The organism is Haloferax sulfurifontis, assembly GCF_014635105.1.
Taxonomy (GTDB): Archaea; Halobacteriota; Halobacteria; order Halobacteriales; family Haloferacaceae; genus Haloferax; species Haloferax denitrificans.
In genome coordinates this window covers 322,287-346,738 of the sequence record NZ_BMCI01000001.1, presented here as the reverse complement: position 1 = coordinate 346,738, position 24,452 = coordinate 322,287, and the positions used below count along the sequence as shown (strand labels likewise).

At 67.6% G+C, this 24,452-nt stretch carries 33 protein-coding genes; 8 read left to right on the top strand and 25 right to left on the bottom strand.

Going from position 1 to position 24,452, the window contains the following annotated elements; all coding sequences use genetic code 11:
- Positions 1-225: 225 nt before the first annotated feature.
- The 4 genes from IEV64_RS01930 to IEV64_RS01915 all read left to right on the top strand — a co-directional run bounded on the left by IEV64_RS01930 (position 226) and on the right by IEV64_RS01915 (position 3,475).
- Positions 226-378, top strand: a complete 153-nt coding sequence (locus IEV64_RS01930; protein WP_004042510.1) for an HVO_2523 family zinc finger protein — start codon at positions 226-228, stop codon at positions 376-378.
- 168 nt (positions 379-546) lie between these two features.
- Entirely contained in the window at positions 547-1,566 is a 1,020-nt protein-coding gene (locus tag IEV64_RS01925; protein WP_049920578.1) for a phytoene/squalene synthase family protein, read from the top strand.
- A gap of 55 nt (positions 1,567-1,621) precedes the next feature.
- Positions 1,622-2,356 (top strand): helix-turn-helix domain-containing protein, encoded by a 735-nt coding sequence (locus IEV64_RS01920; protein WP_049920570.1) that lies wholly within the window; start codon positions 1,622-1,624, stop codon positions 2,354-2,356.
- Positions 2,357-2,527: 171 nt separating this feature from the next.
- Positions 2,528-3,475, top strand: a complete 948-nt coding sequence (locus tag IEV64_RS01915; RefSeq protein ID WP_007275372.1) for a DMT family transporter — start codon at positions 2,528-2,530, stop codon at positions 3,473-3,475.
- A gap of 26 nt (positions 3,476-3,501) precedes the next feature.
- On the opposite strand, the gene cruF is transcribed toward IEV64_RS01915, so the two are convergent.
- The 3 genes from cruF to IEV64_RS01900 are packed head-to-tail and all read right to left on the bottom strand — an operon-like array spanning position 3,502 to position 6,797.
- Entirely contained in the window at positions 3,502-4,383 is an 882-nt protein-coding gene (gene cruF / locus IEV64_RS01910; RefSeq protein ID WP_188422990.1) for a bisanhydrobacterioruberin hydratase, read from the bottom strand.
- A 24-nt stretch (positions 4,384-4,407) separates the two neighbouring features.
- On the bottom strand, positions 4,408-5,298 hold the full coding sequence (locus tag IEV64_RS01905) for a prenyltransferase (protein ID WP_188422989.1): 891 nt from the start codon (positions 5,296-5,298) through the stop codon (positions 4,408-4,410).
- Positions 5,295-6,797 (bottom strand): phytoene desaturase family protein, encoded by a 1,503-nt coding sequence (locus tag IEV64_RS01900; protein WP_007275369.1) that lies wholly within the window; start codon positions 6,795-6,797, stop codon positions 5,295-5,297. The genes IEV64_RS01905 and IEV64_RS01900 overlap by 4 nt, the downstream gene beginning before the upstream one ends.
- A gap of 95 nt (positions 6,798-6,892) precedes the next feature.
- Here IEV64_RS01900 and IEV64_RS01895 point away from each other — a divergent pair, with 95 nt between their 5' ends.
- Both IEV64_RS01895 and IEV64_RS01890 read left to right on the top strand, forming a co-directional pair.
- Positions 6,893-7,585, top strand: a complete 693-nt coding sequence (locus IEV64_RS01895) for an SDR family NAD(P)-dependent oxidoreductase (RefSeq protein WP_007275368.1) — start codon at positions 6,893-6,895, stop codon at positions 7,583-7,585.
- Between the two features lie 74 nt (positions 7,586-7,659).
- A complete protein-coding gene (locus tag IEV64_RS01890) occupies positions 7,660-8,481 on the top strand; it encodes a ZIP family metal transporter (protein WP_188422988.1) in 822 nt (273 codons plus the stop codon).
- 4 nt (positions 8,482-8,485) lie between these two features.
- Here IEV64_RS01890 and IEV64_RS01885 read toward each other — a convergent pair whose 3' ends face one another.
- The 3 genes from IEV64_RS01885 to IEV64_RS01875 form a co-directional block, all read right to left on the bottom strand.
- Positions 8,486-9,796: a phosphoribosylamine--glycine ligase gene (locus tag IEV64_RS01885; RefSeq protein WP_007275366.1), complete on the bottom strand. Its 1,311-nt coding sequence runs from the start codon at positions 9,794-9,796 to the stop codon at positions 8,486-8,488.
- Between the two features lie 61 nt (positions 9,797-9,857).
- A complete protein-coding gene (locus tag IEV64_RS01880; RefSeq protein ID WP_049920569.1) occupies positions 9,858-10,169 on the bottom strand; it encodes a DUF8060 family membrane protein in 312 nt (103 codons plus the stop codon).
- Positions 10,166-11,176 (bottom strand): DUF7490 domain-containing protein, encoded by a 1,011-nt coding sequence (locus IEV64_RS01875; protein ID WP_007275364.1) that lies wholly within the window; start codon positions 11,174-11,176, stop codon positions 10,166-10,168. Before IEV64_RS01875 ends, IEV64_RS01880 begins: the two co-directional genes overlap by 4 nt.
- 164 nt (positions 11,177-11,340) lie before the next feature.
- Here IEV64_RS01875 and IEV64_RS01870 point away from each other — a divergent pair, with 164 nt between their 5' ends.
- Together IEV64_RS01870 and IEV64_RS01865 are read left to right on the top strand one after the other, a co-directional pair.
- The gene (locus tag IEV64_RS01870; protein ID WP_161618822.1) at positions 11,341-11,499 is read left to right on the top strand and encodes a DUF1059 domain-containing protein; all 159 of its coding nucleotides are present in this window, start codon (positions 11,341-11,343) and stop codon (positions 11,497-11,499) included.
- Positions 11,500-11,549: 50 nt separating this feature from the next.
- Positions 11,550-11,951 carry a universal stress protein gene (locus IEV64_RS01865; RefSeq protein WP_007275363.1) on the top strand — a complete coding sequence of 134 codons (402 nt, stop codon included), beginning with the start codon at positions 11,550-11,552 and terminating at the stop codon, positions 11,949-11,951.
- 27 nt (positions 11,952-11,978) lie between these two features.
- Here the strand turns inward: IEV64_RS01865 and IEV64_RS01860 are convergent, their stop codons facing one another.
- The 19 genes from IEV64_RS01860 to rplX all read right to left on the bottom strand — a co-directional run bounded on the left by IEV64_RS01860 (position 11,979) and on the right by rplX (position 24,451).
- Complete coding sequence (locus tag IEV64_RS01860; protein WP_188423256.1) at positions 11,979-12,683, bottom strand: hypothetical protein; 705 nt, start codon at positions 12,681-12,683, stop codon at positions 11,979-11,981.
- Positions 12,684-12,789: 106 nt separating this feature from the next.
- A complete protein-coding gene (locus IEV64_RS01855) occupies positions 12,790-14,031 on the bottom strand; it encodes an ornithine cyclodeaminase, nickel-pincer nucleotide-dependent (protein ID WP_188422987.1) in 1,242 nt (413 codons plus the stop codon).
- Positions 14,032-14,125: 94 nt separating this feature from the next.
- On the bottom strand, positions 14,126-14,617 hold the full coding sequence (locus IEV64_RS01850; RefSeq protein ID WP_188422986.1) for a hypothetical protein: 492 nt from the start codon (positions 14,615-14,617) through the stop codon (positions 14,126-14,128).
- A 69-nt stretch (positions 14,618-14,686) separates the two neighbouring features.
- The gene (locus IEV64_RS01845) at positions 14,687-15,628 is read right to left on the bottom strand and encodes an alpha/beta hydrolase (protein ID WP_188422985.1); all 942 of its coding nucleotides are present in this window, start codon (positions 15,626-15,628) and stop codon (positions 14,687-14,689) included.
- Complete coding sequence (locus IEV64_RS01840; protein WP_004969601.1) at positions 15,625-15,981, bottom strand: DUF8159 domain-containing protein; 357 nt, start codon at positions 15,979-15,981, stop codon at positions 15,625-15,627. The genes IEV64_RS01845 and IEV64_RS01840 overlap by 4 nt, the downstream gene beginning before the upstream one ends.
- 103 nt (positions 15,982-16,084) lie before the next feature.
- Positions 16,085-16,816: a hypothetical protein gene (locus tag IEV64_RS01835; protein ID WP_188422984.1), complete on the bottom strand. Its 732-nt coding sequence runs from the start codon at positions 16,814-16,816 to the stop codon at positions 16,085-16,087.
- A gap of 168 nt (positions 16,817-16,984) precedes the next feature.
- The gene (gene secY / locus IEV64_RS01830) at positions 16,985-18,454 is read right to left on the bottom strand and encodes a preprotein translocase subunit SecY (protein ID WP_004969599.1); all 1,470 of its coding nucleotides are present in this window, start codon (positions 18,452-18,454) and stop codon (positions 16,985-16,987) included.
- Positions 18,455-18,457: 3 nt separating this feature from the next.
- The gene (locus IEV64_RS01825) at positions 18,458-18,955 is read right to left on the bottom strand and encodes an uL15m family ribosomal protein (RefSeq protein ID WP_004969598.1); all 498 of its coding nucleotides are present in this window, start codon (positions 18,953-18,955) and stop codon (positions 18,458-18,460) included.
- Complete coding sequence (locus IEV64_RS01820) at positions 18,952-19,416, bottom strand: 50S ribosomal protein L30 (RefSeq protein ID WP_007275340.1); 465 nt, start codon at positions 19,414-19,416, stop codon at positions 18,952-18,954. The genes IEV64_RS01825 and IEV64_RS01820 overlap by 4 nt, the downstream gene beginning before the upstream one ends.
- The gene (locus IEV64_RS01815) at positions 19,416-20,060 is read right to left on the bottom strand and encodes a 30S ribosomal protein S5 (RefSeq protein ID WP_049920563.1); all 645 of its coding nucleotides are present in this window, start codon (positions 20,058-20,060) and stop codon (positions 19,416-19,418) included. Before IEV64_RS01815 ends, IEV64_RS01820 begins: the two co-directional genes overlap by 1 nt.
- Positions 20,057-20,611 carry a 50S ribosomal protein L18 gene (locus tag IEV64_RS01810; RefSeq protein WP_004969595.1) on the bottom strand — a complete coding sequence of 185 codons (555 nt, stop codon included), beginning with the start codon at positions 20,609-20,611 and terminating at the stop codon, positions 20,057-20,059. Before IEV64_RS01810 ends, IEV64_RS01815 begins: the two co-directional genes overlap by 4 nt.
- A complete protein-coding gene (locus IEV64_RS01805; RefSeq protein ID WP_004969594.1) occupies positions 20,611-21,066 on the bottom strand; it encodes a 50S ribosomal protein L19e in 456 nt (151 codons plus the stop codon). The genes IEV64_RS01810 and IEV64_RS01805 overlap by 1 nt, the downstream gene beginning before the upstream one ends.
- A complete protein-coding gene (locus IEV64_RS01800; RefSeq protein WP_188422983.1) occupies positions 21,066-21,773 on the bottom strand; it encodes a 50S ribosomal protein L32e in 708 nt (235 codons plus the stop codon). The genes IEV64_RS01805 and IEV64_RS01800 overlap by 1 nt, the downstream gene beginning before the upstream one ends.
- On the bottom strand, positions 21,773-22,309 hold the full coding sequence (locus IEV64_RS01795; RefSeq protein ID WP_007275338.1) for a 50S ribosomal protein L6: 537 nt from the start codon (positions 22,307-22,309) through the stop codon (positions 21,773-21,775). Before IEV64_RS01795 ends, IEV64_RS01800 begins: the two co-directional genes overlap by 1 nt.
- A gap of 4 nt (positions 22,310-22,313) precedes the next feature.
- The gene (locus IEV64_RS01790; protein ID WP_004042581.1) at positions 22,314-22,706 is read right to left on the bottom strand and encodes a 30S ribosomal protein S8; all 393 of its coding nucleotides are present in this window, start codon (positions 22,704-22,706) and stop codon (positions 22,314-22,316) included.
- 2 nt (positions 22,707-22,708) lie between these two features.
- Entirely contained in the window at positions 22,709-22,885 is a 177-nt protein-coding gene (locus tag IEV64_RS01785) for a 30S ribosomal protein S14 (protein ID WP_004042587.1), read from the bottom strand.
- Positions 22,882-23,400, bottom strand: a complete 519-nt coding sequence (locus tag IEV64_RS01780; protein WP_004969589.1) for a 50S ribosomal protein L5 — start codon at positions 23,398-23,400, stop codon at positions 22,882-22,884. The genes IEV64_RS01785 and IEV64_RS01780 overlap by 4 nt, the downstream gene beginning before the upstream one ends.
- Positions 23,397-24,098 (bottom strand): 30S ribosomal protein S4e, encoded by a 702-nt coding sequence (locus IEV64_RS01775; protein WP_007275337.1) that lies wholly within the window; start codon positions 24,096-24,098, stop codon positions 23,397-23,399. The genes IEV64_RS01780 and IEV64_RS01775 overlap by 4 nt, the downstream gene beginning before the upstream one ends.
- The gene (gene rplX, locus IEV64_RS01770; RefSeq protein WP_004969587.1) at positions 24,095-24,451 is read right to left on the bottom strand and encodes a 50S ribosomal protein L24; all 357 of its coding nucleotides are present in this window, start codon (positions 24,449-24,451) and stop codon (positions 24,095-24,097) included. Before rplX ends, IEV64_RS01775 begins: the two co-directional genes overlap by 4 nt.
- Between the last annotated feature and the right edge of the window lies 1 nt (position 24,452).

Below are 24,452 nucleotides of genomic sequence, written 5' to 3'. Positions count from 1 at the left end.
TTGACTGATTGGTCGAGCGCGGTATTATTCTCGCGGGTGCCGTTCGACGCGACGAGTTCGACTCGGCGACGACCGCACATGAGCGTTGTTCCAGTTCCGTACCAAATCCGGGTCGAGTTCGGACGTGCCGAGTCCACCTCGCCACTGGGCCGAACGAGGCGAGCCGACTGAGGACCCCGCCGACGGCAGTAAGGGATATGTCGGTCGCGTCCTACGAAAACTCGTATGGACGACGACGCCGGACGGAACGCGTGCGCCATCGAATCCCCGAAGGGTAGACCCTGCCCCTTCTGCGGCACATCGATGGACCACCGCCACTGCAAGTACGTCTGCCCGGAACACGGGGTCGTCTACGACTGTAGCGACACGTTCTGGTAACGAAACCTGACAGAAGACGCCCGAAACGGGACCGCCGCGAAGTCGGCGGGTTCGCGGGTTGATTTCACGGCGGCACGAAGCGTTATGTCGGCGGCGACCGAACTAACGGCCGTCCTCACCGGTCAGCTCAGTTGGTCCCGAGACGGACGCGGCCACGCACACGAAACGATGCTCAACGAATCACAGGTCGAGGCGGGAAAAGACATCCAACAGCGGACGGGAAAGACGTTTTACTTCGCGACGCGGCTCCTTCCCGAGCGCGTCAGACACGCCACGTACGTCCTGTACGCGTTCTTCCGCGTCGCCGACGAGGTCGTCGACGCCGAGCAGACCGCGCCACCGGCAAAACAGCGCGAGCGCCTCGAGCGCCTCCGCGCCGAGGCGCTCGGCGAGGCGGAGACCGACGACCCCGTCCTGTCGGCGTTCGCCGAACTCAGAGAGCGCTACGGCATCGACCCCGACGACGTGCACGTCTTCATCGACGCCATGGAGTCGGACATCGAGAAGGACCGCTACGAGAGCTACGAGGAGTTAGAGGCGTACATGGACGGGTCGGCCTCGGCGGTCGGCCGAATGATGACCGCCGTCATGCGGCCCGACGACCCCGAGGCGGCGCTCCCGCACGCGACGGCGCTCGGGCAGGCGTTTCAGATGTCGAACTTCCTCCGCGACGTGGGCGAAGACGTGGTCGAGCGCGATCGGGTCTACCTCCCGCGGACGACGCTGGACCGCCACGGCGTCGACACCGAACAGATTCTCGCCCTCGAGTTCGACGAGCGCGTCGCCGACGTGATGCGCGACGAACTCCGCCGAACGGAGTCGCTGTACCGCGACGGCGTCGCCGGCATCGAGTATCTCCCGGCGGACTGCCAGTTCCCGGTGTTGCTCTCGGCGGTGCTGTACGCCGACCACCACCGGTCGATTCGAAAGCTCGACTACGACACCCTCACGGCGACGCCCGAACTCGGCCTCGGGCGGAAGCTCGCGCTCCTCGCGAAGACCGCGGCGTACTGGGCCGTCTGGCGCGACCCCGTGGCCGTGTTCAAGGCCGTCAGCGTCGTTCCCTACCCCGACGACGAGGAACTCGACGCGGAGTTCGGCCCCGGTTCGACGCCGGTCGGCCGCTCGCGGCGCAGTGGACGCGTCTCCGGGTGGCTCCGGTCGCTGAGCCGCTGGGGGTCGGACTGAGCGACACGGGGTTTTCCACGAAACCGTTTACTGAGTGGCCGGCGGAGCCTACCGCATGCATCGCGTCACCCTCGACACCCGGTTAAACTGTCCGCTGGGACGGGTGACCGCCGCGCACGACGTGACACTTACCACGCCGTACTGGAATCTCTCGCCCGAGACGGGTCGGTGCGACCTCTGGGTCGAGGCCTCGTCGCCGGGGCGCTCGCAGTTGGAAGCCGGCATTCGAGCGCTCAGAGACGCCGACGGCGTCAGCTATTTCGAACTGAAGCGGAAGCGCGGCTCGCACGCGACCGCTCACGTGGTGCTCGAAGAGACCGTCGCCATCGAAACGGTCCTCGCCCACGGCGGCGCGGTCATCGCGCCCTTCCGCGACAGAGACGGCTGGGAGCGGTGGCACCTCGGGTTCGCCGACCCTCACGCCGCGGCCGCGACACTCGACTCGCTCGACCGCCGCTACGAACTCACCGTCGTCGAGCAGACGCCGCTCGACGACTCGGTCGCGCCCGACGTCTTCCGGCACTTCCACGAGGCGGCGACGCTCCTCGACGGCTGTGAGCGTCTCACCGAAACGGAGGCCCGGGTGCTCCGGACCGCGGTCGAACACGGCTACTACGAGACGCCGCGAAACGAGTCGCTCGCCTCCCTCGGCGAGCGGTGCGGCGTCTCCGACGTGGCCATCTCGAAGACGCTCCGCCGCGCGGAGCGGAAGCTCCTCGGAGCCGCCGTCTCGGCGCTCGCCGGCCTCGACACCGACCGGCCGAACGCGGGCGGCGGCGACGAACGTTAGCATACTAACCCGCAGGTTCTCCGAGGTCGCAGGCGTCGGTTTCGGTGATGAGCGTACGCGCCGACGCATCGCGTTCGACCGGCGACCGGACGAGGTTCGCACCCGAGGCATCGCCCCGAACTATCGCAATCGACGACGACACGCCTCCCTCTCGCGGGCTGACGCTCCACCATGGTCGGTGAGTCGTCCCTCGCCGGTCGGTATCGGACCGCCGCCCTGTTCGTCCTCTTGGCCGCGCTGTGGGGCGGGACCTACCCCGCGGTGACGCTCGGTCTGGGGTCGTTCCCGCCGATTCTGTACGCCGCGCTCCGGCTCGACATCGGGGCGGCGCTCCTGTTGCTGTACGCGGGGTGGCGAACCGACTACTGGCGACCCCGAACGAGCCGCGACTGGACGGTCGTCGCCCTGGCCGGCCTCCTGTCGCTCGCGGGCTACAGCGTCCTCCAGAACGTCGGCCAGCAGACCGTCCCGAGCGCGGTCGCGTCGGTGCTCGCGGGGCTGATTCCGATACTGACCGTCGGCTTCGCGAAGCCGCTTCTCCCCGACGAGCGGTTCGGCCCGGTCGAACTCCTCGGCGTCGCCGTCGGCTTCCTCGGGTTGGTCGTCATCACCGACCCGGAGCCGTCGAACCTCCTCGGTGCGAACGCCGCGGGGCAGGCGATACTGGTGCTCGCCGCGGCCTCCTTCGCGCTCGGCGGCGTGCTCACTCAGCGAATCGACGCCGAGATGCCGTTCGCCGCCCAGACCGCGTGGGCGATGGTCGTCGGGGCCGCCGCGACCCACCTCGCCAGCGCCGCGAGCCCGACCGAATCGCTGGCGGTGGTCGACGTGTCGCTCGCGGGCCTCGCGGGCCTCGTCTACCTCGGCGTCTTTGCGAGCGCGGTCTGTTACCTGCTGTACTTCTCGCTTCTCCCGCGCCTCGGCTCGGTCGAACTCAACCTCGTCACCTACGCCATCGCCGGCTTCGGGGCGGTGTACAGTTGGCTCCTGTTCGCGGAGCCCGTGACCGCGGCCACGCTCCTCGGCTTCGGGCTCGTCCTCCTCGGCTTCGGTCTGCTCAAGTGGGAGCGACTCGGCGCGGCCTACCGGGGCCGGCGTCGCGGCGTCGAGTCGGACTGAGAACTGACGCTGGAGCACACCGACGCTCAGGACCGCCACGGCAACCGCCGCGGAAGCCGCAGGAGCCGCGAGTCGAACCGGTCCGTCTTGAGCAGTCCGACGCCGAACAGCGCCGCGACCGCGACGGGAATCCAGTTGCCGAACCACGCGTTGATGCCGCCCCAGAGGATGACGAAGCTCACGAGGTCGTCGAGCATGAACTCCGTGCGGTCGAGGCGGGCGAGAAGCGCCTCGCGGTCGAACGACCAGTCGAGCGCGACGACGGCGACGGTCGCGCTGACGACCCAGCCGGCGTAGTTCGAAAGCGGGACGCCGTAGAACAGGCGCGCTCCGTCGGCGAGGCGGTAGTACTCCCAGAAGCCGAGCGCGACCGCGCCGGGGTCGAGCACCACGTCCATGGCGAGGACGGCCGCGATGACGACGCCGAGGCGGACGGCCCCGTTGCGGGCGCGGTCGCCCAACAGGAGCAGACACAGCAGGTAGGCGTTCATCACGAGCGGGATGAAAAACACCGGTAGCCCGACGGGAACCCCGGCGACCGTCGGTCCGAGGTCGACGCCGTAGTGGAACCAGCCGTACGGCCAGCCCGTGGTGACGCCGGTGTACTCGATGGCGTAGGCGTACGCGGTGAGCGCGCCGACGCCGAGGGCGGCCCGCCGGGTCACGAGCGGGAGGACGCCCACGATGAGCGGCGAGCGCATCACGAGCGTCCCGAGGAGGATGAGAAACGCGTTGAACGCCAGCGGGTCGGGGAGCCACCCCATCGCGCTGGCGACGAGGAGCACCGCACCGTTCAGCGGGAAGAACACCGAGATGGTAAAGCGGTTGTCGCGCACGAGTCGGTCGAGCGCGTCCTCGGCGTCGTCCCGTGTGGACGGCAGGCGCGCTCGCAGGTCGCTCACGCTCACGGGCGCACCTCCGGGGACTCGCGTTCACCCATAGACGAGCCTCCAGAGCGCCCCGAGGGTGATGAGCATGCCGACGACGGTGTTGATGACGGGGTACCACCAGTACGCCCGGTCCACGTCGACGCCGGCGGCGACGACGCCGAGGACGACGACCGGATAGGCCGCCAACAGCGCGCCGAGGCGGAGGTCGACCGCGGCGAAGGCGACGGCGGCGAGCGCCCACGTCGCGGCGCAGTACCAGTAGGTCCGGCGCTCGCCGAGGGCCGTCGCGGTCGTCCGAATGCCGGCCTCGCGGTCGGGTTCGATGTCGGGAATCGCGGAGAACGTGTGCATCCCCATCGTCCAGAGCCACGCGCCCACGACAGCGAGCATCGGCGGGTTCGACCCCGAGACGGCCGCGTAGGCGGCGACGCCCGGCAGGACGTACAGCCCGTTCGACACAGAGTCGAGAAGCGGCGTCGTCTTGAACCGAAGCGGCGGGGCGCTGTACTCGACGGCGAGGAAGAAGTGCGCGGCGAGCCACGGCCACGCGACCCGCGGGACGAGGGCGAACAGGCCGACGCCGAGCAGGCCGCTCGCGGCGACGACGGCGGTGTTTACCGGGTCGCCGCGCCACCGGGCCTCGCGGTCGTCTTTCTTCGGGTTCGCCGCGTCCACGTCGGCGTCGAACACGTCGTTGACGCCGTAGAGAAAGACGTTCGCGGGGACGAGGAAGTACGCGAACAGGGCGAGGGGTTCGAGGCCGAACAGGTCGGCCGGGGCGCTCGCGGCGGCCGCGACGCCGACGACGACGGGCCCGGCGAGGTAGAGCCAGAATCGGGGGCGTGAGAGGACCGCGAGGTAGACGAGGCGGTCACGCAGACCGCCGTCTCCACCCTCTCCGGCCTCGGTCTGTGCGGCCATGTCGGCGCTCACCTCGCGTCGTCGGCCATCTCCTCGGCGGTGAGCTGGCCGCTGATGAGACACATCGGGACGCCGATGCCCGGCGTGGTGAACGAGCCGGTGAAGTAGAGGCCGTCGACCGCGTCGGAGCCGTGGGGTGGGCGGAGGAGCGCCGTCTGGAACAGCGTGTGCGCGAGCCCGAGCGCGGTGCCCTGCGTGCTGTTGTATCGCTCCTTGAAGTCGTTCACGCAGAACGACTCCTCGACGACGATTCTGTCGCGCAGGTCGACGCCGGTGTTCTCGGCGATGTCGTCGAGGACGAGGTCACGGTAGCGCTCGCGCTGTTCGGGCGTGTCCTCCAGTCCGGCCGCGATGGGGACGAGCGCGAAGAGGTTGCTGTGGCCCTCCGGCGCGACCGAGTCGTCGGTCTCCGAGGGGACACAGAGGTAGTACGCGGGGTCGTCGGGCCACGCGGGGTCGTCGAATATCGTCTCGAAGTGGTCGTCCCAGTCGGTGGGTAACACGAGCGTGTGGTGGGCGAGTTCGTCCACGTCGCCCTCGACGCCGAGGTACAGCAGGAACGCCGAGGGGGCGTACGTCCGGGAGTCCCAGTAGTCGGCGTCGTACTGGCGCTTTTTCTCCGGGAGGAGCTCCTGTTCGGTGTGGGCGTAGTCGGCGTCGGAGACGACCTGGTCGCAGAGGAACTCCCGGCCGTCCTCGGTGCGGACGGCGAACCCGCCGCGGCGACCGGCGATTTCGGCCACGGGCGAGTCGGTGTGGAACTCGACGCCCAACTCCTCGGCGAGGTCGACGATGGCGTCGACGACGCCCGCGAGGCCGCCGTCGGGGTAGTAGACGCCCATGTTGAAGTCCACGTGGCTCATGAGGTTGTAGAGCGCCGGGGTGTTGTTCGGCGCGCCGCCGAGGAACACCAGCGTGTACTGCATTATCTGCTGGAGCTTCGGGTGGTCGAAGTAGTTCTCGACGTGGTCCTGCATCGACCCGACGAGCGACAGCCCCCACGAGTACCGGAACACGTCGAGGTCGATGTAGTCGGTGAGGTCCGGGCGGTCGGTGTAGACGAAGTGTTCCATCCCGATGCGGTAGTTCCGCTCGGCCTTCCGGAGGTAGTCGTCGAGCCTGTCGCCCGCGCCGGGTTCGTACGACTCGAAGGTGGCCTTGTTGGCCGCGAGGTCGGGGAGCATATCGACGCGGTCGCCGTCCTTGAAGAAGATGCGGTAGTGCGGGTCGAGTCGGGTCAGCCCGTAGTAGTCCTCGGGCCGCTTGCCGAAGTAGGCGAAGAATCGCTCGAACACGTCGGGCATGAGATACCACGACGGCCCCATGTCGAACCGGAAGCCGTCGCGTTCGAGCGTGCTGGCTCGGCCGCCGAGCTGTTCGTTCTTCTCCAACAGCGTCACGTCGGCGCCGGCGTCGGCGAGATAGCACGCCGTCGAGAGGCCGCCGAACCCGCCGCCGATGACGACGACGGACTCCCCGGCGAGAGAGTCGAGAGCCGAGACAGAATTCATGTCCGTTCGTAAGGACGTAGAGGACATAAATCGACTGACCGAATCGACCGCCGTCGGGGGGTAGCTTTAGGCTCGGTCCCTCCTTACGGCCCCGCATGAACGACACCACCGTGGTGGTCACGGGTGCGAGTTCGGGAATCGGCGCGGCGGTCGCGCGCGCCCTCGGTCGCGCCGGCGCGACGGTCGTCGCCTGCGCTCGCGACGCCGACGCCCTCCAGTCGGTCGTCGACGACATCGAGAGCGACGGCGGGACCGCCAGCGCCGTCCGCGCCGACGTGCGCGACGAACTCGACATGGAGCGCCTGATGGAGACGGCGGCCCGCGCCGGCGGGCGAATCGACGTGGTCGTCGCCAACGCCGCCGTCGCCCACGGGACGCCCGGCGAGATGCCCGCGCCCGAGGAGTCCTACGCGGCGTTCGACGACACCCTCCGAACCAACGTCCGCGGCGTCTTCGCGGCGGTCAAAGAGGCGCTCCCGCACATGGCCGACGACGGGCGAATCCTCGTCCCCTCCGGCTCCGTCGCCCGCGAGGCGAAGCCGGGGATGGGCGCGTACGCCGTCTCGAAGGCGGCCGCCGAGGCGCTCGTTCGGCAGTTCGCCGCCGACTGCGACCGAACCGTGACGGTCGTCGACCCCGGCCTCGTCGCCACCGACCTCACCGGCGGACAGGGCCGCGACCCCGACGACGTGGCCGGCCTGTTCGTCTGGGCGGCGACCGACGCCGACCCCGCCGAGTTCGACGGCGACGTCGCGGACCTCAAAGCGTGGAAGCGGGCGACGCGCTGAGGTCCCGTCGCGTTTCGACCCCGCGTTCCGCCGGAACCGCGCCCCTTATTAATCCGAACCAGTTCGTTCATAATATGAACCGTTCGACGGCCATCGGCGTGGGGAGCGTCGTGGCGCTCGTCGCGCTCTCCGGATACGCCGCGAGCGCCGGGGCGTGGAACCTCCTTATCGTCTCGTGGGCCGCCTTCGGCGCGATGGCGCTCGCCGCGCCCCTCGGGGCGCGGAGCCGGACCGAACACGCCGAGGGACTCGTCTGGGGCTACGGCCTCGCCAGCGGCGCGATGGTGACGAGCGCCGCGGTGTTTCTGGTCCCGCAGGCGCTCGGCCACCACACCCAGTTCGGCGGCTTCGGCATCGCCTTCGGCATCCTCGCGGGCTTCGCCGCCCACACCGTCGGCCACCGCTTCGCCCACATGGAGTTCCCCGTGGACCGCACCGTGACCGAACTCTCGGCGCACGCCGTCTCCGCGGGCGCGATTATCGGTATCGTCTACGGGAACATCGACGTGGGCGTCGGCCTCGGCCTCGCCATCGTCTCCCACAAGGGGCCGGCCGGCTACGCCGCCGCCCGCCGGCTCTCGGGACAGGACAAGTCGGTCGCTCCCCTGCTTCTTCCCGCGGCGGGCCTCGGCATCGCCGCCATCGTCTCCAGCGCCGTGTCGCTCCCCGCTACCGACGCCTTCCGCGGCCTCGTCTTCGGCTTCGCCTCCGGCGTGTTCCTCCACGTCGCCATGGACTTCCTCCCGCGCTGTGAAATCGGAAGCGAGATTCACGAACTGCTGTCTGTCGAAGACGGCCACGCTCACGCGATTCTCGACCGCCTCAGGTTCCACGCCGCGCTGAGCACCGCCGTCGGCGGCCTCGCCGTCTTCGCCGCGTGGCTGGCGCTCAACTAGTCTCTCATTCGCTCGCCGGGCCGAGGTAGCCCCACGCGAGCAGTCGGTCGCCGTCGCCGCTTATCCACCGCTCGCCGATGTCGTCGCGGTAGTACAGGTTCGGGATGACGATGTCGTCGACGCGGTCGTACGCCTGTCTTCTCGCCTCCTGCATCGTCTCGCCCTTCCCGGTGACGACGAGCGGGATGCCGCTCTCGCCGGCGGCGCGCCACTGCCCGTCGACGAGTTTCGCGTCCTCGATGTGTACGCCCTCGCGGCTGTCGGTCTCGAAGACGACCGCCGCGTTCCGCGAGTTCTCGTCGTAGGTCTTCTCGTCGTTGAAGGGGAACGGCGGTAGGACGATGCGGACCGCGATTTGGTAGCCGCCGTGGACCGAGAGGTCGGGGTCGTTGCCGTGGGCGAGGTCGTAGAAGAACTGCGCGGTCGACGACTCGAAGGACTCCTCTTGGAGCGTAATCGTCGGGTAGCCGAACCGCGGGGTGAACTCCAGCGGGTAGATGCCGTGTTCGTTGACGATGCAGTTGATGTCGATGCTCCCGACGTAGCCCTCCTCGGCGAGCCACGGTTCGAGCCGGCCCAGCGTCTCCTCGAACAGCCGGTTCCGCCCGGCCCAGAACATCGACGTTCCCATCTCGCCGGTCGAGGGGCCGATGTTGCCCGGAAACAGCTTCTTGTGCTCGAAGTTGAAGTTCACCGAGTCGACGAACTTCTCGCCGTTGAAGAAGCCGCAGACCGCGATTTCGACGCCCTCGACCTTCCGCTGGAGCTGAAAGCCCTTCATCCGGTGGCCCCACGCCTGCTTGTACGCGCGGAGCACCTCGACCACGTCGCTCCCGTCCTCTTCGTTGCCGACGTAGAGGAGTCGCTTGACGTTCTGGACCTCGCCCAGCGGTTTGATGACGTAGGGGGCGCGGTTCCGCCGGACGTACTCGATTCCCTCGTCGAAGTCGCGGAAGACGCGCTGTTCGACCGTGTCCACGCCGTGGGACTCCAGTACGTCCATGGCGTAGCCGCGGTCCTCTTCGAGGCGGTCGGTGTTCGGCGTCCCGCCGACGACGGCGTGTCCCTCCTCGCGGAGCTCCTGTGCCAGCGCGCCGGTTCCGATGTCGGAGCCGACCCAGATGTCGTCGAAGACGATGACGTCGGCCCAGTCGACCTCCGCGCGCCAGTCGTCGGTCTTCGTGACGAAGCCGTCGCCGATTTCCCTGTCCCGCTCGGCCTCGATGTAGTACCGCACGTCGTGGCCCTCCCTGTGGACCTGCCACGCGAGGTCGGTGATGAGCGCGGCGTCCGCCGACACGAAGAGGAAGTTCATAGCCAACGACTCGGGCGGCGGCCTGAAAACTGTATGCGTGGTGAGAGGTAGCGCGGACCGCTCAGTCGCTCGTCAGCCGGCGAAGCTGAACGGAGACGCCGAGCGCCGCCCCGAGGAGCAACACGAGGTTGAACGCCGCCTGAAACGGCGCGCGGTACTCGGGGTTCACCCACGTCGTGATGGTCTGGCTGGCGTTGAGGTAGAACTGGAGCGCCGCGATGAGCGCGAGCAACAGCAGTCCCGCGAGCACCGCGTAGTCGAGGTAGCGGCGCATCCGCTCCGCGAACTCGCGGTTCTCGGTTTCCTCGTCGTCCGTCGCCCGCGTCTCGTCAGTCGAAGACCGGTCTCCGTCCGTCCGCATCTCGTCGCTCATTTCGACCACCTCCGGGCGACGAAGACGGCCGCGAGCAGTCCCACGACCGCCACGAGCGGGCCGAAGCCCGGTGCCGCCGAGGAGGTCTCGGTCGGCTCGTAGCCGGTTTCTCGCGGCGCGTCGCCGCCGTCGCCGTTCTCGAAGTCTTCGACGCGGAGTTCCACGTCCTCTCTGGTCTGGTTCACGCTAATCGTCCTCGTTGGGTTCAGGTTCGCCGCGCCGCGGGCGGTGTCGATGACGACCCCGTCGCGGAGCAACACGGCGTCGATGTAGTAGTTGTAGTCGTTCGGGACGCTCGCCGACGCGTCCACCGTCTCGGTCCGACCGGCCTCGATGGTCCCCGCGTCGACCGTCGTCCGGGAGGCGACGATGTTGGACTCGGCCTGCCGGAGGACGAACAGCACCGAGAGCTCCTCGGCCGGGTCGTCGCCGGCGTTCGTCAGCGTCGCCGTCAGGTCGAGCGTCGTCCGGTCCTCGCCGGTCTCCGCGATGGCGAAGGAGACGGGCGGGAGCGCCTCGCTGTCGGTGAACGAGGTGGTCGACCGGAGGTACGGCGGCTTGATGGCCGAGACGCCGCGGACGCTCTTTCGCGCCTCGTCGACCCGCTCGTCGTCGCTGTAGAGGACGACCTCGACGTCGTAGCCGCCCTCGCGGGGCACCGTGAGGTTGGTCGTCGCCGCCGTCTCACCGTCTTTGGAGAGCGTTCCCACGTCGAGTTCCTGCGTCGTCGTCAGCAGTCCCGACTCGGCGTCGACGGCGCGGACGAGGACGCTCACGTTCTCCGTCGGGTTGCCTCGGTGGTCGATTCGCGTCTCGATTTCGAGGGTGACCGTCTCGCCGGTCGCCTGCCCGGCGGCGATGGAGACCCCGGCGACGTCCACCGGGCCGGGACGGACGGGGCCGTCGTCGGTCGGGTCCGCGACGACCCCCGGAACGACGGCGGCGGCGACGAGCGCCACGACGACGACGCCGACCGCCCCGGCGGTGAGGAGGGCGTTTCTTTCCATACCCGACTGACATTTACGATCCGGTATATGTTTTGTCCCCGACGGGTCCGGAGAGCGGCCGACGCGACCGAGACGCCACGGCAGTGGGGGACCCGCCCGCCACCGGGAGTGTCATGGTAAGTGTGAACACACGCTTTGCCCTCGGAGCGCGTATCTCTCTTGTTATGTCGAAGGCGATGCAACAGGCGACGTGTTCGTGCGGGTTCAGCGTGACCTCCGAGAACAGAAACGAGGTGGTGAAAGTGATTCAGGAACACGCCCACGACGAACACGGGAAAGCGATGACGAGAGACGACGTGCTGGCGATGATGAAGCGGGCCTGACGAGCGTGGTCGGGCGTGGATTTTTATAGGACGGCGTAGCGATATGTGGCATGGCAACATACGTTATCGGGACGAACTCGGTCCACACGAGCGCCGAAGTCTGCGACTACCTCTCGCGGCGAATCGACGCCGGTGACGTGCTCCACGTCGTCAACTCCCACCGCGGCGGCGACGAGACCGACAGCGAGGACGTCCGCGACGGCGAGGACGCGCTGAACGTCGTGACCTCCCGACTCGGCGACCTCGTGGACGTGGAAACGCACCAGTACATCCGCGGCAACGACCCCGCCGACGACATCCTCCGATGTGCCGACGAACAGGACGCCGACGAAATCGTCATCGGCGTCCGAAAGCGCAATCCGACCTCGAAAATCGTCTTCGGGAGCACGGCACAGGACGTCCTGTTGCACTCGAACATCCCGATGGCGGTCGTCCCGCTGGAAACGGTCTGACCGCCCGAAACGGCGCTCCCGACCGACTCAGTTCCCGCTTCGATACTCGACGAGTTCCATCTCGAACGCCGGCGTCTCGTCGCCTTCCTCCTCGTAGAACGCCACGTAGCCCGGAAGCGGGCTCTCCGGGGTGACACAGCTCTCCCAGAAGACGCTCCCGTTCGTCCGGACGACGAACTCCGCACATTCGAGGCCGGCGTAGGTCGAGAGCGCCTCGACTTCGAAGCTCACGGTCCCGTTGGGGCCCGAGGACTCCCAGCTGTCGCCGACGCTGAGGGTCTCGCCTTCAACCCCGCTGTAGTACGGCGAATCGAACCCGAGGGTGGCCACCGACCCCGACGGGCTTCCGGCGAGTTCGCCGTACACCTCGTCCGGCGGCGCGGTCACGGTCTGTTCGCTCGTCGCGTTGGGCGTGACCAGTTTCGTTCGGACCGTCACCTCGTCGTCGGTCGCGGAGACGACTTCCCACTCGTAGGTCGCGGTGCCGTCGATACTCGGACTCTCGATGTCGTAGCGGTAGTACTGCCCGGTTCGGTACCGCTGGTCCCACGTTCCGTTGAACGTAACGGTGGTCCGCTCGGCGGCGGCGTCGCCGTTCTGGTCGGCCGAATCGCCGCCGGCGGCCGTCGTCACGTCTGTCGCGTCCGTCGCCGGTTCGGTCGCGGTCGTGGCGTCGCCGCCGACGCCGCCCCCGCACCCGGCGAGGAGAACCATGACCGCGGCGAGGAGCACTCGCACTGCGTTGGGTTGCATACAGAACACGGGAGACCACCCGGGGTCATAATAGACACGTCAGACGGCGCGACGCGGCGGCGCGGCGGAACAAGGGGCGACCCAGTCAGTTCTCGCCGTCGGCTTCGAGCACCTTCTCGGCCAGCGTCGGCACGAACGTCCCGATGTCCGTGACCATGCCGATGGCCTGCGAGGAGCCGCGGTCCAGCAGTTGCGTGACGGTCGCGGGGTTGATGTCCACGCAGACGGTCTTGGCCGTCGACGGCAGGCAGTTGCCGACGGCGACAGAGTGCAGGAGCGTCGAGAGCATCAGCACCATGTCGGCGCGGTGGGCCTGCTCGCGGATGGCGTTCTGCGCCTCGATGGTGTCGGTGATGGTGTCCGGCAACGGGCCGTCGTCCCGAATCGACCCCGCGAGGACGTACGGCACGTCGTGTTTCACGCACTCGTACATCACGCCCGATTCGATGAGCCCCTCCTCGACCGCCTCGGCGATGCCGCCGGCGCGGATGACCTCGCTGATGGTGTAGATGTGGTGTTTGTGGCCCTTTCGGGGGTGTTCCATCGTCTCCATGTCCATCCCGAGGGAGGTGCCGTACAGCCCGCGTTCGATGTCGTGGGTGGCGAAGCCGTTTCCGGCCGAAATCATGTCCACGTAGCCCTCGCGGACGAGTTCGGCGAGGGCGTCGCCGCCGCCCGAGTGGATGAGCGCCGGCCCCGCGACGACGAGGACGTTCCCGCCGTCGGCTTTGGTCTCGCGGAGCGCGTCGGCCACCTCGCCGATGAGCGACTCCGAGGGGCGCTCCGAGGAGACGCCGCCCTGCATGAACCCGAAGGGGCCGGAGGCGTCGCGGGGCCGTTCCGGCGGCTTGACGCGAATGCCCGCCTCGTCGGTGACGACGAGGTCGCCCTCCTCGATGCCGTTGAGGACCTTCGTGGAGGCCCGCGGGCCGTCGTCGGTCTCCTCGATAACTATCGCGCAGTCCATCTCGATGTCCTCGACCGGGAGCCACTCGCCTTGATACCGAACGTCGGTCGGGTGGTTCGTCGTCGAGTAAAAGCCCACGGGGACGACCCGGTCGGCCGGCGAGGCCTCGACGCGGGCGTCGACGGGGTCCGTGAGGTTCGCGCCGATTTGGTGGAGTTCGTGCAGTATCTCCTGGAGCGTCTCGCGGTCGTCCGCGGTCACCGACATCCGGCAGTAGGAGGGCTCGTCTTTCTGCCGGCCGACGTCGAACTGCTCGACGTCGAAGTCGCCGTCGAGGTCCATCACGATGCCCATGGCCTGTTGCATCATCCCCGAGTCGATGATATGGCCGTCGAGTTCGACCGTGCGCGTGAACGTCATCGACGGAGAGACGGGGAAGGCGGCAAAGTGGGTTACGGACGCGACGACGCGAGGGCCGGAAAAAAGACGGATTCGGACGGCGTTCGGGACGGGTTCAGAGGAAGAAGCCCTTGAACGTGTTGGCGACGGTCCAGACGATCTGGTCGACGGGGTGTCCGCGCTCGCCGTTGACGCGGATGCGGTCGTCGGAGAGGGCGCTTCGCACCTCGGACATCGGCTCCGGCGACTCGGCGATGGTTTCGAGCGTCCCTCGGTCAGTCGTGATGCGGGTCGACGCCTCGCTGTCGGGGCCGGTCGACAGGTCTTCGATTCGCATGTCGTCTCGCACCGACGCCGAGAACACCCGGGTCTCGCCCCCGTCTTCGACGTAGACGTTCACCGTTCGCCCCGCGACGAGACTCCGGGCGAACGAGACGTCTAACTCTTCGATGTTGTCGTTGTACAGCGCGACCCCCTCTTCGAGAAGCCGTTGTGTGTCAGCGTCGCTCGGCGTCTCCGACTCCTGTGCGAACGCCGGCGCGGACGCGGTCCCCGCGACGAGCGCGACGACGAGTAAGAACGAGACGAGACGGGTGGATGTGGACATTTCTATGCAGTATACGCCGGGTGAGGACATAATGGTTCGCGCGAGGATTCAACGCGTTGACGACTCCCGTCAGCGAACCGTTCGGAGGAACGACAGGAGGTGGCCGAACGTCTGTTCGAACGCCCGGTCGTAGTGGTCGAAGTGACCCGCGGGGAGTTCGACCAGCGTCGCGTCCGGAAGCTCGTCGGCGAGGTCAGCCACCGCGTCGGCGGGCGCGAGGTCGTCGCGCGTCCCCGAAACGAGGAGCGTCGGGCAGGTGACCGCCTCCGGGTCGGGAAGCGCCCGGTAGCGGAGCAACGAGAGGAACAGCCGCGCGGGCGTCTCGTCGCGCCACGCGCTCCCCGGCGGCACGAGCTCGCGGTAGGCGGCGCGCACGCCGGGGTCCTCGAAGACGGCCATCGACGAGCCGTCGCCGATGACGGGGACGCGATACGGGCCAAAGAACCGCGACTGGAGTCTGTCGCGGACGCCGGCGGCGAGTGCGGCGAGCGTGCCTTTGACGCCGCGGCCCCGCGTGACGGCCGTCCCGTCGAGCATCGGATTTTGGGCGACGGCGGCGGCGACGCGACCGTCCTCGGCCGCCGCGCGGAGCGCGTAGCCGCCGGAGAGGCCCGCGCCCCAGAGCACGAGCGAGCGCGAGTCCACCTCGTCGCGCTCGCGGAGGCCGGAGAGCGCGGCGTGCCAGTCGGCCACCTGCGCGTCGGGCGCGACGAGGTTCCGAGGCTCGCCGTCGGAGTCGCCGGTGTTGCGGTAGTCGAAGAGGAACGCCGCGTAGCCCGCCTCGGCCAGCCGCTCGGCGTAGGGGCGGAGGCCGAAGCGACGCTCCGCCGCGAGCTCGCCGGCCATGACGACCACCGGCGGCGACTCGACGCCGTCGGGGCGGTAGAGCCAGCCCGCGCAGTTCGTCCCCTCGCTGTCGAACGTCAGCGAGACGCGCGAGTACTCGAAGTGCGAGGGCCGGCGCGGGCCGCGCGCGGCGGGCGGCTCACCGCGGTGCCGCCACGCGCTCACGCGTCGCCCCCCTCGTAGAGGCTGTCGAGGACGCGTTGAGACAGTTCCTCGTCGTCCAGCGCGTAGTCGTTGTACGCGCGAATCCAGTCGGCTTCGAGCGTCCACGTCGCCTGCACGTCGCCCTCGCTTCGGAGCACCGTCGCCTCGACGGTCCTCGGGTCGAACTCGTCGTCGCGGGAGAGGTCGAGGAAGGCGGTGACCGCGCGGCCGACCTCCCCGTGGTCGGGCTCGACGTCCGGGAACGCCGTGAGATAGGTCAGTGAGACGGGGTCGTCGAGCGAGACTGACTCGACGCTGATGCCGTTACCGCGGAGCGCCTCTTCGACGGCGGCCGCCGGTTCGAGGTCGTTCATACCACGGGCTACGACTGCCGGCGGCTAAACGTTTGCCGCGAGACAGGACACGCCCCCGTGGGTAATCGACGGCCTCGACCCGGGTCGGCGAGGGTGAGACGACTCAGTCCGCGCTCGCGCCGGCCCGGCGGAGCGCGTCGTGGAGCGAAAACAGCGGCTCGATGTCGCCGGCGGCGTAGTCGACGAGGAGTCGAGTGAGCTCGGCGTGCGTCCGCGTGTGGTCGAGCCCCGCGACGACGCCCTCGACGTACGCCTCGCCCAGCGCCTCGCCGACGTGCGCCCCCTTGACGTGGGCGTCCTCGACGCCGAGGCGTTCGAGATAGCCCGCCGGGAGGTCGTAGTCGTCGTACCAGACGGTCGGCTGGTCGACGCCGGCTTCCTTGCACGCCTTCCACAGCGCCGGGATGTCGCGGTTCGGACGGACCGCCTCCGGGTACGCCTCGGCGGCGAGCTCCCCGAGGTCGACGTGGTCGGCGAACAGCGCGTCGACTCGGCGCGGCGCGTCCGCCCAGACGCCGGCGTCGGCGACGCGGTCGGCCCACGCGCGGAGGTGGTGTTCGTCGAAGTACTCGCCGTTGTACGTGACGACGCGCCCCCCGCGGGCCTCGCACCACTCGACGACCCGCCGAAGGAGGTCGGACGTGTGTTCCAGCGACCAGTCGCCGTCGCGGAGGAGCACCTCGACTTCGACCTCGGTGTCGGCGTCGGTGGCGCCGCCGACGCGGTGGCCCAGACCGACCGCGACCAACTCGAAGTCGTCGGTGTTGCGGAAGTCGCTCGGCGGGCCGTTCGGGCTGGCCGTCTCGATATCGACCGCGAGTCGCCCCTCGTGCATACTCCGGTCTTCCCCTGCCGGGAGTCAAAAGTGGCCGGATTGCCGACGGCGCGCGCGGCGTCCGTCGAGATGGCCGCGCCGCTATCCGGTCGAGCGCGGTAGAAATGAAGTGAAGTGGAAGTGACGTTCGCCGCGTCGCGCGGCGGCCGTCGAGCGCGTCGGTGCTCGCTACTCTGAGCCGAACATGTTGCGCATCATCGGGTGCATCTCCATGAGCTGTTCCTCCGCGATCTCCTCGTACAGCTTGTACGTGATGGAGACCGTGAGGAGCAGTCCCGTCCCGGAGACTGCACCGATGGTGCCGAGCATGTTCGCCATGACGGCGAGCAGGCCGACGAGCGCGCCACCGATGACGGTCACCTGCGGGATGTACCGCTCCATGACCTTCTCGATGACCTGCGGGTTGCGGCGGAAGCCGGGAATCTGCATCCCGGAGTTCTGAATCTGTCGCGCGGTCGATTCCGGACCCATGCCCGTCGTCTCGACCCAGAAGATCGCGAACACCGCGCCACCGACGATCATGAAGATCAGGTCGATGAGCACGCGGATGGCGATGTCGAGCGGGTCGGCCGACGTGAGACCGAGGAACCACATCCAGTCGGAGCGCGACTGGATTGGCGCGAGATAGTAGAACAGGCCACCGGTGACCTGTCCGCCCGTGTACTGGCCGAGCCACGTTGGCATGCCGACCCACTGGCTGTTGAGGATGCGCCCGAGGAACTGGATGTTCGCCTGCAGGGCGCGAACGAGGATCATCGGCAGGACGCTCGCGTAGATGAGCTTCACGGGGAAGCGACCGCGAGCGCCCTTGACGCGAGCGTGCGAGAGGGGAATCTCGACGCGGACGCTCTCGGCGTAGACGACGATGCCGAAGATGAGCACCGTCGTGATGAGCGCGAGCAGTTGGCCCTGACCGAGGAAGATCGTCGACAGCAGGTCGGTCGGCGAGGCCGGCAGTTCGATGGCACCGGTGACGATGCCGATCCACGTCGGGAAGAACCCGGACGCGCCGCCGAGGCCCTGCCAGCTGAACAGCCCGCCGACGAGCTGTTGGCTGACGCCGGCGATGATGAACAGGCCGACGCCGGAGCCGACGCCCCACTTGCTGACGATTTCGTCCATGAACAGGATGAGGACGCCGCCGACGGCGATCTGCGCGAAGATGAGACTCCGAACGCCGAACGTCCCGATGCCGAGCGACGTCGCGACGGCCTGGTCGGCCGGCAGGAAGTTCCCTGCGAACACCATCGGCACCCCCGTCAGGACGATCATAGCCCCGACGAGCAGTTTCTGGAGGCCCTGATAGAGGACCTGATCGCGCGGGTTGTTGTCCGTGTCGAGTCCGAGCAGGTCAGCACCGCCGAGCAGTTGCAGGACGATGCTCGCCGTAACGATGGGACCGATGCCCAGTTGGAGCACCGAGCCCTGCTGGCCGGCCAAGATAGACCGGAACTGACCGAACAGGTCGTTCGCGGTCGCGGCGTCGAGGCCGAACAGCGTCACGTTCGTCAGGAAGAAGTACAAGACGAGGATGCCGCCGGTCCACCCGAGCTTCCGGCGGAACGGGACGTGTCCCTCCGGTCGGGCGACTGCGGGCATCCGCGAAAGCACTGGTTCGGCGGCGTCCTTCCATCCCATGATTTATTCCTCGTCGTCTTCGTCGGCGTCGGCCGATTCCTCGGCCTCGGCCGCTTCTTCAGCGCGTTCGGAGAGTTCGGCGTCGCCGCCTGCCTCTTCGATGAGTTCGACGGCACCGGCCGTGAAGGCGTCGGCGACGACGTGCAGTTCGTTGCGGACCTGCCCGCCACCGAGCACCTTCACGACGTCGGCTTCCCAGCCGTCTTCGGCCACGTCGCGAGCGTCGACGACGTAGGTGTCGCCGTCTTTCTCGGCGACTCCGTCGGCCGCGAGGAGCGCCGCGTCCTCGTCGAGCTTCTGGATCTTGACTTCGGCGACGTCGTCCTGTAGGACGTCGGGTCGCTTGAAGCCGTGCTTGCCGAGCGGCTCGTAGTTGTGGAACTCGTGTTTGTCGCGTCCGGCGCGGCCGCGGCCGCCACGGTGACCGGCGCCACGCCGGTTCTTGTGGGTACCGCCGCTGTGCGTGCGGGAGCCGCGTTGGCGTCGCTTCTTGGACGTCATCGCATGTCCTCCAGGAGTTCGTCGATCTGTTCGGTGCTGTGCTTACCGAGCTGGCCACCTTCCTTGGTGACGTGCTTCTGTCCGCGGTGACCGCCGCGCGGCGGGTGCAGACGGAGCACGGGGGAGACGCCTTGCTTTCGCAGGGTCGTCTCCTCGTCGACGATGGCCTGCGCGAGCGCGGCCACATCGTCGTAGTCGGTGTTCTCGGAGACCCACTCATCGGTGATGTCGCCGTCGCCCGACTCGGGCTCGGCGCGCGTGCTGATGAGGGTCTCGACGACGTCGACGCTCGGTTCCCCGTGCGCGACGAAGTCATTGACCTTCGAGATCATTCCGCGGTAGGCGTCGGTTTCCGGCACGAACGTCGCGTGGTTCACGCGGTGGATGTTGAGCATCGTGAGCGTGTCGCGGACGTCCTGTGCGATGTTGACCTCACCGCGAAGCTGAACGATAGCCTGCATTATTCGCGCACCTCCTGACGGACTTCGCGAGCGCGCCGCGGCGTGCGGGACTGCGACGCGTTCTTGAGCGCGTTGTAGGTCGCCTTCGCGAGGTTGACCGTGGTCCGGGTGTTCCCGTCGCTCTTGGTCCAGGCGTCCTGGATGCCGGCGAGTTCGAGGATGTTGCGGACGGTCTCTGCGGCCGCGAGGCCGAGGCCCTGCGGAGCGGGGATGATGCGGACCGTCACGGAGCCGGCCTTCCCCTCCGCCTTGCGCGAGAGGGAGTTGAGGCCGCCTGCGCGGTCTTCCCACGACCCCGAGCCGCGGTCCACCTTGATGATGTTCAGTTTCGCCACCTCGATGGCTTTCTGGATGGCACCGCCGACCTGGTCGTCGCGGGCCTCAGCGTAGCCGAGGTAGCCGTCACGGTTCCCGACTGCGACGACACACCGGAACTTCACCCGGCGGCCGGAGTCGGTCATGCGCTGGACCATGTTGATGTCGAGCACCTCGTCGTCCAGTCCGGGAAGGAGCTGGTCGACGAGCTGGGGTTCCTTGAGCGGAAGTCCCGTCTCGAGCGCCTGGTCCATCGACGTGACGTCGCCGTTCTGCACCATGCGGCCGAGCCGCGTTCGCGGCTCCCAGCCGTTGTTATTTCTGCTCATTCGTCCTCCTGAAGGTTCCCGAGCACTTCGTCGAAGTGGTCGGGGAGGTTCGTGGCATCGAAGTCTCCACTGTAGAGCGGCTCGTCGAGCTGCTCTGCGTACTCGGCGATGTGGACACCGCGGTTGCGGTCCCAGTCAGCGAGCACTGCGTCGTTGTGGGGGATTTCGAGGCCAGCGTCGATAGCACCCTCCTGCACCGCGAAGACCTTGTTCCCGGGCGTGGCCGTGTTGAGGCCGATGTCGAGGACCGCTTCCTCGACGCCGGCGGCCAGCGCCCGCTTACCTGCCAGATACCCCGTGAGGTACGCGCTCGGGAGGTTGCCCGTGGGGGCTTCCCAGCCGTACTCGTCGAGGTCGGCAGAGGTCGCTGCAGCGTGGGTCTCGTCGCCCTGCGGGCCCGGAGTGACCAGCTGCGCCCTGACGTGCTTGTTGCTCACGCGAGCAACGAGGCGGGGCTTGCCCGATTTCAGCAGGCGCAACCTTTGATGGTAATCGGTCCGGACTTCGCGGCGACGCCGCATCGGAACCTTGTATCGTGGTCCGGTCGCCATTATTGAATCTCCACCTGGTAGTTGTTCTGAATGTACGCTTCGAGCCGGTCCACGCTATCGAATTCGCCACCGGACGCCTTGTTGTAGAGCGAGCGGTACTGGGAACGGTCGAGCGTTCCGTCCTCGCGAAGCTCCTTCAGGCGACGGCGCTGGGCGCGGATTCGGCTGACCCATGCGTCTTTCTTGTTCTGTCGAGCGCCGGAACGGCCCTTGCGGGAGCCGGCACCCTTGCGGTGACCGTAGGAACGCTTGGCGGCGCGCTCGCGTGCGCGACCCTTCGAGTTGCCCTTGGCGTCCTTGGCGCGAATCGTGCCCTCGTCGACGAGTTCACGGATGTCTTCGCGCGTGATAGCCTCCGCGATTTCGGACTGTTCCTCGGGGTCGAACCAAACTCGACCCTTGCCGACGTCGAGGACGTCGGCCGCCATTCGCTTCTGCGCTTTGAGGTCCGTCATCAGTTGTCCACCTCGACTTCGACGTAGGTGGGGTTGAGGACGCGAATCTCGCGGTCCTCACACGCTTCCTCGATGCGCTCGCGCTTGCGCGCGCCGACCGAGGAGGCGATGCGAACTGCCTGCGTATCACCGTCGATGCCTTCGAGATCGTCCGTGTTGAACACGCGGACCTCCTCGAAGCCCGACGGGTGAAGGCCGCGGGCGGCCTTCGGCGTGCGGTAGCCCGCCTCGACCTTGGGGCCCTTGCCCTTGATGCCGATACGCTGTTTGGAGAGACCGCCACGGGGGCGACGCCACGACTTGGGCGTGCGCTTCTTCTTGTGGTGGTCCTGCCGGTTGAACTGCGGCTTGCCCTCGCGGCGCTTCTGCGCCAGGGCTTCCGCGGTTTCGCCGTCGAGCTGGGGCTTCTTGTCCGCGTGACCGCGGGGCTGAAGCTCCGTCTCGACTTCTTCGGCTTCCTCTTCCTCAGGCTCGGCTTCGGACTCGTCTTCGACTTCGGCCTCGGACTCGTCGGAGACCTCGAGGCCACCGACGTCGGCTTTGATACGCGCGGCGAGCGCGTTCCCGATGCCGTCGACCTCGGCCAGTTCGGACTGGCTCGCGGCCTGTACGTCGTCGACGCTCTCGAAGCCGGCTTCGCGGAGCGCGTCGGCCTTCGACGGGCCGACGCCGCTGATGTCTTCGAGTTCGGTGATTTCTTCCGACATTAGGCATCACCAGTCTGCGGTTTCTGGGTGATGTACACGCCGTCGGTGAACACGCGAGTGTCCTTGTCCTTGACGCGGGTGAGTTGTTCGATGTCGGCGGCGGTCTGCCCGACGTCCTCCTTGTTGGAGCCCGTCAGGGTGAGTTCTTCGCCGTCGACCTGTACGTCCGTGTCGCCGCGAATCTGCGCTCGTCGCGGGGACTTCTCGCCGAGGAAGTTCTTGATGACCACGTCGCTCCCTTCGACACTAACCTGCATCGGGAAGTGAGCGTAGTGGACTTCCATCTTGTACTCCCACCCTTCGGTCGCGCCGTGAAGCATGTTGTTCACGTGGCTCTCGAAGGTACCGATGGTCGCGTTGGTCTTCGCGTTCTCGACGTCGCTCTCGATGACGACAGCGGCGTCTTCGGCGGAGACCGTGACGTTCGGGTACCAGAGGCGCTTTGTGACGCTTCCGTTGGGGCCCTCGATGGTGAGCTCGAGGTTCTTGACCTCGGCGGATACCTCGTCCGGGATTTCGATTTCTATTCGGCTCATTGTTCTAGTAGACGTAGGCGATGATCTGGCCACCGATGCCCTTCTCGCGGGCCTCGTAGTGGCTCATGACGCCGTGGCTCGTCGTGACGATGAGCGCGCCGTAGTCACGGGCGGGGAGGAATCGCTTCTCCCATTTCTCGAAGTCGTCGGCTCCGGCGGAATACCGGGGCTTGACGACGCCACAATCGTTGATTGCGCCTTTCAGTTCAACCTCGAACAGACCGGCCTTGCCGTCGTCGACGAACTCGAAGCCGTCGATGTACCCGCGGTCGTAGAAGACCTCGAGGACGGAGCCGATGATGTTGGAGGCGGGCTGGATCTCGTGGGACAGGTGTCCGACGCTCTCGGCGTTGTCCACACCGGAAAGCGCGCTACTGAGTGGGTCGTTGTCAGCCATTCTTATCGGTACTTCTTGAATCCCATCTCGCGGGCGATCTCTCGGAAGCACTGGCGGCACAGGTTGATGTCGTACTTGCTGACAAGTCCCTGTTTTCGACCGCAGCGCCGGCACTCGTTCTCCTGGCCGGTGCGGCGGGACGCGTGCTCGCCCGTCTGTTCTGTTTCGCTATCGCTCATTCTTCAACCTCCACGTCGAACGTGGACTCGATGAACGCGACGGCGTCCTCGACGGTCATCCGGTGGGACGACGGAATCTGTCGGGAACGCTTGTCGCGCTTTTTCACTCGGTAGCCGGGGCGGACGAGGTTGACCGTCACGTCCAGCCCGTAGATACCGATCTGCGGGTCGTACTCCTGGCTCGGGAACTCCGTGTGCTCTTCGACGCCGAAGCCGAAGTTGCCAGTCTCGTCGAACGACGAGACCGAGAGGTCCGCGATGGGGAGTGCGGTTTCGAGGAACTCGACGGCGGTGTCACCGCGGAGGGTGACCTTCGCGCCGACGGGTTCGCCGCGGCGAACGCCGAAGTCCTGCGAGGCTCGGCCGGAGATCGTGCGAACGCTCTCCTGACCGGTAATCTCCTCGAGGATGTCCTCGGCCTTGGCGAGTTCGCGACCGCCTTCGCCGACGCCCATGTGGACGACGACCTTCTCGATGCGCGGGTCGCGCATCGCGTGGAAGTCAGCCTCGCTCATTCGTCATCACCCGTGAAGTTCTCGTCGATGACGACGACGTACTGTTCGACCGTCTCGAACTCGCCGTCTTCGGTCTCGACGACAACGGAGTTGTTCCCGCTGCCGGGCGTGACGATTATCTCTGTGACCTCGCCGATTTCGCCAGCATGCTGCCCGTTGACAGCTGTGACGAGCGCGCCTTCCTCGTAGGGGAAGTGCGCGACGACGTCCTTCGTCTCGTTGTCGACGACGATGGAGTCCTTGCCGCTGTACTCCGAGGCGTCCTCGACGACGAGGGTCGCCCCGTCGTGGAGCGTCAGCTGGAAGTCGCCACCGGAGACCTGCGTCTTGTTCACGATCTTGCCGAGACGGCTGGATGCCGAGTCGGCGTCGATGGGCGTCAGCGCCAGGCGGCCTCCCTCGTCGGGGAAGACGCGGTAGTACTCCTCTCGCTGGACGAACGCCAGGATGTCGAACATCCCGATGGGACGGCGGACGTCGGAGGCCACGTCGCCGTTGACCAGAATACTCTGGTGGTTGAGGGCGTACTGGGCCTCCTTCTTCGAGTCAACGTAGCCGAGCACGTCGCGCAGGACGATGATGAGGGGAACCCCCGCCTCGCCGTGCGGACCCGCCCCGGCCTTGACCGTGAACGTGCCTGTCTTGCGCTCGACCGGCCAGGACTTCGGTACGGACAGTCGCTTCTGGTGTCGAGTCATTCGTTATCCTCCTTGAGTCGGGCCTCGCGCACGTCGTCTTCGAGGTCCAGTTCCGTCACGCGGACGTTACTGGCCTGAAGGGGGCGTGGGGCCTCCTCGCCGTCGGCTTTCTCAACGGTGACGCCGTCGACGTAGATGACGGCGTCCGTGAGGTCGACCTCGGTGACTTCGCCTTCGTCGCCGGCGAAGTCGCCGCGGAGCACCTCGACCGTGTCGCCCGCGTTGACGCGGACGTTACGGTTGCCGTACTCCTCGCGGAGGTCGGCCGACAGCGGTGCGCGGACCTGCTTTTGCCGCTCGTGGAGCGGCGCGTCGCGAATCTGGGTTCGCTGTTTGCGCGGTTGTCGAGTCATA

What these genes read in the sequence shown, in the direction of transcription:
- IEV64_RS01820 (WP_007275340.1), bottom strand. Translation starts at nt 19,416, where the DNA reads ATGCAGGCTATCGTTCAGCTTCGCGGTGAGGTCAACATCGCACAGGAC.
- IEV64_RS01825 (WP_004969598.1), bottom strand. Translation starts at nt 18,955, where the DNA reads ATGACGTCCAAGAAGCGACGCCAACGCGGCTCCCGCACGCACAGCGGC.
- IEV64_RS01915 (WP_007275372.1), top strand. Translation starts at nt 2,528, where the DNA reads ATGGTCGGTGAGTCGTCCCTCGCCGGTCGGTATCGGACCGCCGCCCTG.
- IEV64_RS01780 (WP_004969589.1), bottom strand. Translation starts at nt 23,400, where the DNA reads ATGAGCGAGGCTGACTTCCACGCGATGCGCGACCCGCGCATCGAGAAG.
- IEV64_RS01880 (WP_049920569.1), bottom strand. Translation starts at nt 10,169, where the DNA reads ATGAGCGACGAGATGCGGACGGACGGAGACCGGTCTTCGACTGACGAG.
- rplX (WP_004969587.1), bottom strand. Translation starts at nt 24,451, where the DNA reads ATGACTCGACAACCGCGCAAACAGCGAACCCAGATTCGCGACGCGCCG.
- IEV64_RS01790 (WP_004042581.1), bottom strand. Translation starts at nt 22,706, where the DNA reads ATGGCTGACAACGACCCACTCAGTAGCGCGCTTTCCGGTGTGGACAAC.
- IEV64_RS01800 (WP_188422983.1), bottom strand. Translation starts at nt 21,773, where the DNA reads ATGTCGGAAGAAATCACCGAACTCGAAGACATCAGCGGCGTCGGCCCG.
- IEV64_RS01785 (WP_004042587.1), bottom strand. Translation starts at nt 22,885, where the DNA reads ATGAGCGATAGCGAAACAGAACAGACGGGCGAGCACGCGTCCCGCCGC.
- IEV64_RS01815 (WP_049920563.1), bottom strand. Translation starts at nt 20,060, where the DNA reads ATGAGCAGAAATAACAACGGCTGGGAGCCGCGAACGCGGCTCGGCCGC.
- IEV64_RS01855 (WP_188422987.1), bottom strand. Translation starts at nt 14,031, where the DNA reads ATGACGTTCACGCGCACGGTCGAACTCGACGGCCATATCATCGACTCG.
- IEV64_RS01885 (WP_007275366.1), bottom strand. Translation starts at nt 9,796, where the DNA reads ATGAACTTCCTCTTCGTGTCGGCGGACGCCGCGCTCATCACCGACCTC.
- IEV64_RS01840 (WP_004969601.1), bottom strand. Translation starts at nt 15,981, where the DNA reads ATGAACGACCTCGAACCGGCGGCCGCCGTCGAAGAGGCGCTCCGCGGT.
- IEV64_RS01925 (WP_049920578.1), top strand. Translation starts at nt 547, where the DNA reads ATGCTCAACGAATCACAGGTCGAGGCGGGAAAAGACATCCAACAGCGG.
- IEV64_RS01805 (WP_004969594.1), bottom strand. Translation starts at nt 21,066, where the DNA reads ATGACGGACCTCAAAGCGCAGAAGCGAATGGCGGCCGACGTCCTCGAC.
- IEV64_RS01835 (WP_188422984.1), bottom strand. Translation starts at nt 16,816, where the DNA reads ATGCACGAGGGGCGACTCGCGGTCGATATCGAGACGGCCAGCCCGAAC.
- IEV64_RS01900 (WP_007275369.1), bottom strand. Translation starts at nt 6,797, where the DNA reads ATGAATTCTGTCTCGGCTCTCGACTCTCTCGCCGGGGAGTCCGTCGTC.
- IEV64_RS01850 (WP_188422986.1), bottom strand. Translation starts at nt 14,617, where the DNA reads ATGTCCACATCCACCCGTCTCGTCTCGTTCTTACTCGTCGTCGCGCTC.
- IEV64_RS01810 (WP_004969595.1), bottom strand. Translation starts at nt 20,611, where the DNA reads ATGGCGACCGGACCACGATACAAGGTTCCGATGCGGCGTCGCCGCGAA.
- IEV64_RS01870 (WP_161618822.1), top strand. Translation starts at nt 11,341, where the DNA reads ATGTCGAAGGCGATGCAACAGGCGACGTGTTCGTGCGGGTTCAGCGTG.
- IEV64_RS01930 (WP_004042510.1), top strand. Translation starts at nt 226, where the DNA reads ATGGACGACGACGCCGGACGGAACGCGTGCGCCATCGAATCCCCGAAG.
- secY (WP_004969599.1), bottom strand. Translation starts at nt 18,454, where the DNA reads ATGGGATGGAAGGACGCCGCCGAACCAGTGCTTTCGCGGATGCCCGCA.
- IEV64_RS01795 (WP_007275338.1), bottom strand. Translation starts at nt 22,309, where the DNA reads ATGAGCCGAATAGAAATCGAAATCCCGGACGAGGTATCCGCCGAGGTC.
- IEV64_RS01895 (WP_007275368.1), top strand. Translation starts at nt 6,893, where the DNA reads ATGAACGACACCACCGTGGTGGTCACGGGTGCGAGTTCGGGAATCGGC.
- IEV64_RS01890 (WP_188422988.1), top strand. Translation starts at nt 7,660, where the DNA reads ATGAACCGTTCGACGGCCATCGGCGTGGGGAGCGTCGTGGCGCTCGTC.
- IEV64_RS01865 (WP_007275363.1), top strand. Translation starts at nt 11,550, where the DNA reads ATGGCAACATACGTTATCGGGACGAACTCGGTCCACACGAGCGCCGAA.
- IEV64_RS01920 (WP_049920570.1), top strand. Translation starts at nt 1,622, where the DNA reads ATGCATCGCGTCACCCTCGACACCCGGTTAAACTGTCCGCTGGGACGG.
- IEV64_RS01775 (WP_007275337.1), bottom strand. Translation starts at nt 24,098, where the DNA reads ATGACTCGACACCAGAAGCGACTGTCCGTACCGAAGTCCTGGCCGGTC.
- IEV64_RS01875 (WP_007275364.1), bottom strand. Translation starts at nt 11,176, where the DNA reads ATGGAAAGAAACGCCCTCCTCACCGCCGGGGCGGTCGGCGTCGTCGTC.